Genomic DNA, 2,075 nt, shown 5'->3' on the forward strand with positions numbered 1-2,075 from the left:
ACGATGAAGAGGTCGTCGTCGTGGGTGCCGAAGTCGTAGAGGGCGGGGATGCCGGGGTGGCGGAGGCGGGCGAGGATGCGGGCCTCGCGGTAGAACCGGCGGCGGGCGTCGGAGCGGTCGGGGAGACCGGGGCGGATGACCTTGATGGCGACCCTGCGGTTGAGGCGGTCGTCGGTGCCCTCCCAGATCTGCCCCATGCCGCCGATGCCGAGGATCGTGCCGCGGGCGTAGCGGTCCGCGATCTTCATCGGTCGCCCAGGAAGGGGCTGGGGGTGCCGTGCCAGGTGATGAGGAGGGTGTCGCGGGCGCGGGTGGCGGCGACGAACAGCAGGGAGCGGGCGCGCTGGAGTTCCCGCCGGTACCGGGCCGGGTCGGTCTGCTCCCATCTGCGCAGGTAGCCCTGCGGGACGAGCCCGTCGGAGGTTCCGGCGACGATCACGTGCTGGTATTCGAGGCCCTTGAAGCGGTGCATGGTGCCGATGTGGACGACGTCGTCGATCCGCGGCCCGTCGGGCCCGATGGACGCGGCGGGGATGCCCGCGCGGGCGAGGCGCGCCTCCATCTCGGCGACCATGGCGCGTTCCGGGACGCTGATCGCGATGGACGGTGCCGCCCCGTCGATCAGGTCGCTGACCCGCGCGGCGATGTGGTCCTGCTCTTCCTCCCAGGTCGTGGCGCCCAGCAGGACGGGCCGGGGGCCGCGCAGGACGGACCGGTAGCCGGTGAGCTCGTCGTTCTCATCGTCGAGGTCGTCCCAGGACTCTTCACCGAGGAGCCGGACCGCGGAACCGAGGATCTCGTGGGTGGTGCGGTAGCTGAGCGTGAGGCGGGACGAGCGCCGCCCGCGGATGTTGATCCCGAGCACGCTCAGCGAGACGTGGTTGTCGTAGAGCCGCTGGTGGACGTCGCCGACGAGGAAGATGTCGTTGGGGCCTTCGGGGACCATGGCGCGGAGCATCTTCCAGTGCGCGGCGGCGAGGTCCTGTGCCTCGTCCACGACGATGTGGGCGTAGCGGGGGCGCATCCGGGCGACGGAGGCGTCCTCCCGGTGGATGTTGAGGCCGCCCTCCCGGTGCCGGCGCATCTTCTCGGCGCGTTCCTGTTCGAGGCGGGCGGCGTGTTCGGCGACCTGCCGGTAGGTCCACAGGTTCTTCTCGTCGAGGCGGAGCCGGAACTTCTCCACGAGCCGCCAGATCTCGGCGCGCTGGGCGCGACCGATGCTGCGTCCGCGGCCGGGGCGGCGGGTGCGGAAGTAGTCGGTGCGGGAGTTGCCGGCCATGCCGAGGATGACGTGGGTCCATTCGGCGTACAGGAACTCGGGGTCCCAGCGGGTCTCGCCGAGTTCGAGGAGCAGGTCGCGCCATTCTTGGACGGCCTTCGCGTCGTCGATCCAGCGGCGTTTGCCGCCGGGTTCGGCGCGGGCGACGACGTCGGCGGCGAGCTTGTCGATGTTGACGATCTCGACGCGGGACACGGTCTCGGGGCCGCCGAGTTCGAGGAGGCGTTTGCGGAGGTCGGCGGCGAGGTTCTTGTTGTAGGTGGTGAGCAGGACGGGCTTGTCGCCGCCGGGCGGCAGCCGGTCGACGAGGCGTTTGACGCGGTGGAGCGCGACGATGGTCTTGCCGGTGCCGGGTCCTCCGCTGACGCGTGCGGAGCCCTTGTTGTCGCGTTCGACGAGCTTGCGCTGGCCGGGGTGCAGGAAGACCTTCCAGCGGCCGAAGTCGTCTTCGAGGACGGCCTGCAGTTCGGTGTCGGACGTGGTGACGCGCGTGGCGGGACGGGTGAGGGCGGCGGCGTAGTCCTCGGTGTCGACGTCGTCCTCGGCCTGGACGGGTGCGGTGATCTTGTCGAGGACCTCGTCGAAGTTGGTCCCGAAATACAGTTCGAGGAGTACTTCCTCGGTGAGCGCGGGGGCGAGTTCGGTGAGGCCGAGCAGCTCGTCCTCGGTGGTGATCTTTCGGATCAGCGGGAGCAGGACGGCGGCGACGCCGAGTTGCCGCAGCTGGTCGTCGGCCAGGTCGGCGAACAGCGGCCGGGATGGCGCCGGCCCCGGGGGCGCGGGCTCCGCCGCGGTG

At 70.9% G+C, this 2,075-nt stretch carries 2 protein-coding genes; both read right to left on the reverse strand.

From position 1 onward, the window contains the following. Positions 1-248: protein kinase domain-containing protein (locus E1293_RS46595; RefSeq protein WP_165978724.1), on the reverse strand; the 248-nt coding region annotated here is incomplete at its 3' end. Continuing rightward, positions 245-2,075, reverse strand: a 1,831-nt coding sequence (locus tag E1293_RS46600) for a UvrD-helicase domain-containing protein (protein WP_132206505.1), incomplete at its 5' end; no start/stop codon positions are given. The genes E1293_RS46595 and E1293_RS46600, both read right to left, overlap by 4 nt.

The sequence above is a fragment of the Actinomadura darangshiensis genome, assembly GCF_004349235.1.
In the GTDB taxonomy this organism is placed as follows: Bacteria; Actinomycetota; Actinomycetes; order Streptosporangiales; family Streptosporangiaceae; genus Spirillospora; species Spirillospora darangshiensis.